Origin of the sequence: Micromonospora tarensis, from assembly GCF_016803395.1 — a bacterium.
GTDB classification, from domain to species: domain Bacteria; phylum Actinomycetota; class Actinomycetes; order Mycobacteriales; family Micromonosporaceae; genus Micromonospora; species Micromonospora tarensis.
In genome coordinates this window covers 1-7,312 of the sequence record NZ_JAEVHL010000290.1, presented here as the reverse complement: position 1 = coordinate 7,312, position 7,312 = coordinate 1, and the positions used below count along the sequence as shown (strand labels likewise).

Below are 7,312 nucleotides of genomic sequence, written 5' to 3'. Positions count from 1 at the left end.
GTCCGGGACAGCACCGGCAAGACGGCCACCGCGAGCGTGGTCGTCACGGTCGGCAACAGCGCCCCGGTGGTCACCGTGAACACTCCGCTGAACGGGCAGTCGGGGACCGGGGCCGGTCGAGCAGGGCGGGTTCGCGGGTCAACGGAGGCTCCCTTGTCGGAGTCTGGGTTCTCCTACCGTGGACCAGGTGCGGTCGTTACGGAACCGCTCCGGCCCAGCCTTGAGCAAATCTTGCGGCTGTCGCGCCGCTACAGGTCGGTGACCACCAGATCAACCTGCCGCACCCGGCCGGAGCCGCTGGCGTGCTCCACCACCGTGTGCTTCAGCTCCCGCAGCGTGCCGACCAGCTGCCCGGCGGTACGCGGGCGGGCACCGGCGACGAGCAGGTCACGGACCAGCCGCCCCTTGGTCGCCTTGTTGAAGTGGCTGACCACCGAGCGGACCGGCACGCCGTCGACCTCCCGCTCGTGCAGCACCCGTACCGTGACGGTCCGCTCGGCCAGCTCGCCGCGCGGCGTCCAGGTGGCTGCGTACGCGGCGGAGCGCAGGTCCAGCACGGGACCCCGGCCGGCGGCGGCGTCCATCGCCGACGCCAACTCGGTGCGCCAGTACGCCGACAGCGCCCCGACTCCCGGCAGGCGCGCGCCGATCGGGCAGCGGTACGGGGGGATCCGGTCGGCCAGGCGGACCGCGCCCCACAGCCCGGAACTGATCAGGATCGACCGGCGTGCCGCCCGTTGGGCGGCGGTCGGCAACGTGGCCAACTCCAGTGCCTCGTAGAGCACCCCGGTGTAGAGCCGCTCGGCCGGCGCGGTCGCCGCCTCCCGCAGTCGGGCGTTGCGCCGTAGCTCGCCCCGCTGGCCCTCGCTGAGGCCGAGCGCCGCGCGGGCCGCCGGCTCGTCCGGGCTGGCGCTCAACGCCACCAGCGCGTCCAGTACCCGCTCGCGGGCCGGGTTCAGCTCGGGCAGGGCGAGCCGGTCCGGGGAGAAGCGCCGTCCGGTGCCGGCGTCGGCCTTCCCCTCCGAGGGCGGCAGCAGGATGAGCATGGGTCTCCTCGACGGGCGGAACGGCGGCGCCCCGCGCGCCGGCCCGGCCAGCGTACGACCCGCGGTTACCGCCAGGGCCGCACCGGGGTGTCGGGGTGGTACACGCGATAGCCGCCGACCTCCCGGACCAGCGCGCCGTCGGCCCGGTCGGCGAGTGCTCGGCGCAGCCGGCGATCCATCGGTGAGTCGGCCCGCACCACGTAGCCCGGCCGCTCGGCCCGCCCCACCTGCCGCCAGTACGGCCGGTAGCGGTTCTGCCCGGGGAACAGGTCCCCGCCGAGCACCCCGCAGATCACCGTCTCGTCCGTGTTGAAGATCAACCGATTGCAGGTCCAGTAGTCCCCGTACACCTGGTGGGGTCCGTTGGCGCGGAGCGCGGCGGCCAACTCCCGGGCCTGCCGCTCCTCGGTGCGCGAGGCCGCGGTGCCGGTGGCCGCGAAGAGCACGGTGACCACCAGCGTGGTCGCGGTCAGCGCGACCAGCACGGCGGTGGACAGTGCGCCGGCGAACCGCCCGAGCGCGCTGCGGCTGCCCCGCCAGGACGTCACCGCCGCCACCCAGAGCGGCCAGAGCACCGCCGGCAGCGACAGTTGCAGCACCGACAGGTAGCGGGCATTGTCCAGCGGGCTGGTCGCGGCGAGCGGGCTACGCACGTACGACAGCAGTGTCAACGCGGCGCCGGCGAGCAGGGCGAGCTGCACGACCGGTCCGACCCGCTCCCCGCGGGCCGTGGCCGCGCGTCGGTACGCGAGCACCGCGAGTGCCGCGCCGGCCACCAGCAGCACCGGATAGAGCACGCCGAACCACTGTTGCCAGCGTCCGCAACCGTCCACCGGGCAGAGCCCGTGCGCCAGCGGCACCCCCTCCAGCAGGCCACCCCGGATCCGCTCGGACCACGGTGGGAGCGGCCCTGCCTTGGTGCTGACCTGCCGGAACACCGACAGCGAGTCGTCACCGGGCCCGGCTCGCAGGTTGTCCACGATCATCGGCGCGACCCCGACGACGACGCCCGCCACCAGCAGCGGGCCGGACCAGCCGAGCAGCTCCCGTCGGACCGCCCAGACCAGGGCGAGCCCGGCCACCGCCAGGTACGGCAGGATCAGCCAGTCCGACCAGACGGCCAGCCCGACGAGCAGGCCGAAGAGGGCGACGGCGAGCCGCCGGTGGCGGATCGTGCCGGCGGCCAGCCCCACCGTGATCAGCAGCATCAGCAGCACCGCCGGCTTCACCTCCGGCCGGCCGCCGACCACGGTGAGCTGGTCGCGCACCACCCGCTCCGGCCCGAGCGCGAGCAGACCCACCACGAAGACCGCGAACCACGGCGCGCAGAGCCGACGGGTCAACCGGTAGATCAGATAGAGGAAGACCGCGTACAGGACGAGCATCGGCAGCCGCAGCACCGGCCAGCTCGGCCCGGCCACCGCCACCAGGGGGGCCGCCAGGTACGACTCCAGCATGCCCATGTAGTGCTGGCCGTAGAGGAAGACCGGACGTTCCCGACCCTGCCCGATGTGCAGCGCGGCGAGGCCGAAGGTCGCCTCGTCGCTGTTCGACACCGGCACCGTGAACAACGTCAGGACCAGTCGGTAGCCGACACCGGCCAGCCCGAACAGCAGCGCGACGAGCGCCGGCCGGTCGAGTCGCGGACGCCATCGCCCACGGTGCTGCTCTGGATGCGACACGACCAACGCCCCCGTCGTCGTCCCGACCGGAGTGTTTCACGTTCGGCCGGGCCGCCGAGGTGGATCGGCTGAGCCGGGGCCGGCTCGCGTGGCCGTGGCTGTCGTCGTGTGGCAGGGTTGGCGCGTGCCACCCACTCCCGCCGGCCAACTGGCCGTACCGCACCTGCACCGGGCCGCACGCATCGAGGACGCCGTGCACCAGCTCGTCCAGCGTCGGCTGCGGCGCACCGGCTGGCGGGTCAACATCGTCGCGTACACCGGCTACGGCGCGCCGGGCTGGGTGCGGGTGATGTGCCGGGTGCTGCTGGGCCGTCCGGACACCCGCCAGCGGGGCCGGTTGGACAAGGTCCGCGGCTGGCGCAGCTTCACCACGCTGCCCAACAAGCACGCCACCGTGACCATCGAGGCCGGTAAGGTGCGGCACGAGACGCAGGCCGACCGGAGCGGCTTCGTGGACACGCTGGTCGAGGCCGACCTGCCGCCCGGCTGGGGTTCGGTCCGGCTCAGCGTCCCGGACGCCGACCCGGTGGACGCGCCGGTGCGCATCCTCGACCCGGAGGTCAAGTTCGGCATCCTCTCCGACATCGACGACACGGTGATGGTCACCGCGCTGCCCCGGCCGCTGCTCGCCGCGTGGAACACGTTCGTGCTCGACGAGCACGCCCGCGCGGCGGTGCCCGGCATGGCGGTGCTCTACGAGCGGCTGGTGACCGCGCACCCCGGTGCGCCGGTCTTCTACCTCTCCACCGGCGCGTGGAACGTGGCGCCCACGCTGACCCGGTTCCTGTCCCGGCACCTCTACCCGGCCGGACCGCTGCTGCTCACCGACTGGGGCCCGACCGCGGACCGCTGGTTCCGCAGCGGCATGGAACACAAGCGGTCCACCCTGGCCCGGCTGGCCAAGGAGTTCCCCGACGTACGGTGGCTGCTGGTCGGTGACGACGGCCAGCACGACCAGGAGATCTACCGGGAGTTCGCCGCCGCCCACCCGGAGAACGTCGCCGGGGTGGCCATCCGCCGCCTCTCCCCGACCCAGTCGGTGCTGGCCGGTAGCCTGCCCGCGCCGGCCGGCCGGCCGTCGTCGGGGCCGGTGGGGCAGAAGTGGCTCTCCGCCCCGGACGGCGCCGGCCTCTGGCAACTGCTGCGCGACGCCGGCCTGGTCTGAGCGTGCCGCCGGCCCGGACGACGGCGGGCAGCGGTACGTGGCGCGCCACGCTACGGTTCCTTCCGGTCCGCCGCTGTGGCGGGCTGGATGAGGCAGTTCGGCGGTGGGCTACCCTACCTGCGGTGTCCCGAACCGCGCGGAGGAGTCGATGCTGGGATGACGGCAGGGCGACCGATGCCCACGCAGGACGACGTGCTCGGATACTTCGACACGCTGTCCAACTGGGGACGGTGGGGTGACGAAGACCAGCTCGGCACTCTGAACCACATCACCGACGACGTCCGGCTGGCGGCGGCGCGGGCCGTGCGGCACGGCAGGAGCGTGTCCTGCGCGTGGGAGGTCGCCGTACCGAAGGACATGGAACTCTCGACCACGACGTGCCCGTGCGCCGCCGACATGCCGGGTGCCGAGAACATGCCGCCCGCCTTCCACGCCGACCGGCGCTGGGGTTTCTCGTCCGAGCGGATCGGCATCACGTTCCACGGCAACACCCTCACCCACATCGACTCGCCGTGCCACATCTTCTGGGACGGCACCATGTACAACGGGCGGTCGCATTCGCTGGTCGAGGCCGCAACGGGATCGGCCTGGGCGGCCGTCACGGCGGCGGCGAACGGCATCATCACCCGGGGCGTCCTGCTGGACGTGGCAGGGGCCCGCGACGTGCCGTGGTTGGAGCCGGGGCAGGGCGTGTTCCCCGACGATCTCGAAGAGGCCGAGCGTCGCCAGGGCGTACGGGTGCGACCCGGCGACGCGGTACTTCTGCGCACCGGCTACGGCCGAGTCCGGCACGAGGCCGGCGAGGCCAGCGGTTTCACGCAGGCCGGCTGGCACGCGTCCTGCCTGCCGTGGCTACGTGAACGCGACGTCGCGCTGATCGGCGCCGACACACCGCAGGACGTTCAGCCGTCGGGGTACGACGACGTGCTGATGCCGGTGCACGCGGTGAGTCTCGTCGCGATGGGTCTGTGGCTGCTCGACAACTGCGACCTGGAGGCGTGCGCGGCAACGGCTGCCGGGCTCGGGCAGTGGGACTTCCACCTCGCAGTCGCACCGGTCCGCTTCGCCGGCACGTCCGGCAGCCCGGTCAACCCGATCGCCACATTCTGACCGCAGGGACTGGGAGGGCGACCGACAGTGCTGACTCGGGCCCCGGGAGCCGATCGCCTCCCGGGAACGTTCGATGTCGGTGGTGGCGCGGGTCAGCCCCGGCGGAGCCAGACGACGCCCAGCGGCGGGACCTGGAGCGCCGCCGACGCCACCATCCCGTGCCACGGCACGTCCTCGGCGCGTACCTCGCCCAGGTTGCCCACCCCGGACCCGCCGTAGTGCTGCGCGTCGGTGTTGAGCACCTCGGTCCAGGTGCCGCCGGCCGGTAGGCCGATCCGGTAGTCGTGCAGGGGCTGGGCGGAGAAGTTCGCCACGCAGACCAGGGTCGAGCCGTCCGGGGCGATCCGGACGAACGACACGGTGTTGTTGGCGACGTCGTCACCGGCGATCCAGCGGAATCCGGCCGGTTCGGTGTCCTGTGCCCAGAGCGCCGGGGTGCCCCGGTAGACCCGGTTGAGGTCACCGACGAGCCGCTGCACGCCGGCGCGGGCCGGGTCGTGCAAGAGGTACCAGTCGAGGCCGCGCTCCTCGCTCCACTCCCGGTCGTCTGCCAGCTCGGAGCCCATGAAGAGCAACTGCTTGCCCGGGTGCGCCCACATGTACGCCAGCAGCGCCCGCACGTTCGCCAGCCGCTGCCAGGTGTCGCCGGGCATCTTGCCGGCCAGCGAGCCCTTGCCGTGCACCACCTCGTCGTGGCTGATCGGCAGCACGTAGTTCTCGCTCCAGGCGTACGCCAGGGAGAAGGTGAGCTGGTGGTGGTGGTGCTGGCGGTAGATCGGGTCCTTCGAGGTGTAGAGCAGGGTGTCGTGCATCCAGCCCATGTTCCACTTGAACCCGAAGCCCAGCCCACCCTCGGCGGTGGGGCGGGTGACCCCCGGCCACGCGGTGGACTCCTCGGCGATCATGACGACCCCGGCGTGGTGCTTGTAGACCGTCGCGTTCACCTCCTGGAGGAACGCGATGGCCTCCAGGTTCTCCCGGCCGCCGTACTGGTTGGGCGCCCACTGGCCGTGCTCGCGGGAGTAGTCCAGGTAGAGCATCGAGGCCACGGCGTCCACCCGCAGCCCGTCGACGTGGAACTCCTCGCACCAGTAGAGCGCGTTGGCGACCAGGAAGTTGCGCACCTCGTTGCGGCCGAAGTCGAAGACGTACGTGCCCCAGTCGGGGTGTTCGCCGCGCCGCGGGTCGGGGTGCTCGTAGAGCGGGGTGCCGTCGAAGCGGGCCAGGGCCCACTCGTCCTTGGGGAAGTGCGCGGGCACCCAGTCCAGGATCACCCCGATGCCGGCCTCGTGCAGCCGGTCCACCAGGTAGCGGAGTTCGTCCGGGTCGCCGAAGCGGGAGGTCGGCGCGTAGTAGCCGGTCACCTGGTAGCCCCAGGAGCCGCCGAACGGGTGCTCCATCACCGGCAGGAACTCCACGTGCGTGAAGCCCAACTCGGTGACGTACGCGGTGAGCTGCTCGGCCAGCTCGCGGTAGCCCAGGCCGGGCCGCCACGAGCCGAGGTGCACCTCGTAGACGCTCATCGGCTCCTGGTGCGGCTGCCGCTCGGCCCGCCGGGCCAGCCAGTCCGCGTCGGACCACCGGTACGTCGAGTGGTGCACCACCGAGGCGGTGGCCGGCGGCACCTCGGCGTACGCGGCGAGGGGGTCGGCCTTGTCCCGCCACTGCCCGTCGGCGCCCAGCACCCGGTACTTGTAGCGGGCCCCGACCCGGGCGTTGGGCACGAACAGCTCCCACACTCCGCTGGAACCGAGTGACCGCATCGGCCAGCCGTCGTCGGGGGCCCAGCCGGTGAAGTCACCGATCACCCGGACGCCCTGGGCGTTGGGCGCCCAGACCCGGAATGCGACCCCCTCGTCGAAGACCCGGGCGCCGAGCGCCTCCCACAGCCGCTCGTGCCGGCCCTCGCGAATCAGGTGCAGGTCCAGCTCACCCAGGGTCGGCGGGTAACGGTACGGGTCGTCGTGCGCGACGCCGTCGACCTCCACCCGGTAGTCGAGCACGACGCCCTCGACCTGGGCCTCGAAGACGCCCACGTCGTGCACCCGCTTCATCGGGTGCGCTCGTCGTCGACGAGCAGCACGACGTCACCGGCGCCCCGGCGCAGCGTGCGGATCGTCGTCGAGGAGTCGGCGGGGTGCGCGCCGAGCAGCGCGTGCGGGTCGTGCGTCGCGCCGGAGATCAGCTGGTCCATCGGGCGTCCTTCGGTGCGGCATCGGTTGGTGCCGGGGCGGATTGGCTGGCGGGCGACCGGCGCGGCGGGAGTCGGCACCGGGCCCGGCCGGCGCGGCGGGGTCGGCACCGGGCCG

Annotated in this window: 3 protein-coding genes and 2 pseudogenes; 2 read left to right on the top strand and 3 right to left on the bottom strand. The window is 72.9% G+C overall.

Going from position 1 to position 7,312, the window contains the following annotated elements; translation table 11 throughout:
- Window positions 1-248: 248 nt before the first annotated feature.
- Together yaaA and JM949_RS31630 are read right to left on the bottom strand one after the other, a co-directional pair.
- Window positions 249-1,046, bottom strand: a complete 798-nt coding sequence (gene yaaA / locus JM949_RS31635) for a peroxide stress protein YaaA (RefSeq protein ID WP_203151767.1) — start codon at window positions 1,044-1,046, stop codon at window positions 249-251.
- A gap of 65 nt (window positions 1,047-1,111) precedes the next feature.
- A pseudogene (locus JM949_RS31630) lies at window positions 1,112-2,768 on the bottom strand (ArnT family glycosyltransferase).
- A gap of 84 nt (window positions 2,769-2,852) precedes the next feature.
- On the opposite strand from JM949_RS31630, the gene JM949_RS31625 reads away from it, so the two are divergent.
- On the top strand, window positions 2,853-3,893 hold the full coding sequence (locus JM949_RS31625) for an App1 family protein (RefSeq protein ID WP_203151765.1): 1,041 nt from the start codon (window positions 2,853-2,855) through the stop codon (window positions 3,891-3,893).
- A gap of 156 nt (window positions 3,894-4,049) precedes the next feature.
- Window positions 4,050-5,003 carry a cyclase family protein gene (locus JM949_RS31620; protein WP_238434243.1) on the top strand — a complete coding sequence of 318 codons (954 nt, stop codon included), beginning with the start codon at window positions 4,050-4,052 and terminating at the stop codon, window positions 5,001-5,003.
- Between the two features lie 92 nt (window positions 5,004-5,095).
- Here the strand turns inward: JM949_RS31620 and glgB are convergent.
- Window positions 5,096-7,197 (bottom strand): annotated as a pseudogene (gene glgB / locus JM949_RS31615) (1,4-alpha-glucan branching protein GlgB).
- Window positions 7,198-7,312: the final 115 nt, after the last annotated feature.

What these genes read in the sequence shown, in the direction of transcription:
- yaaA (WP_203151767.1), bottom strand. Translation starts at nt 1,046, where the DNA reads ATGCTCATCCTGCTGCCGCCCTCGGAGGGGAAGGCCGACGCCGGCACC.
- JM949_RS31620 (WP_238434243.1), top strand. Translation starts at nt 4,050, where the DNA reads ATGACGGCAGGGCGACCGATGCCCACGCAGGACGACGTGCTCGGATAC.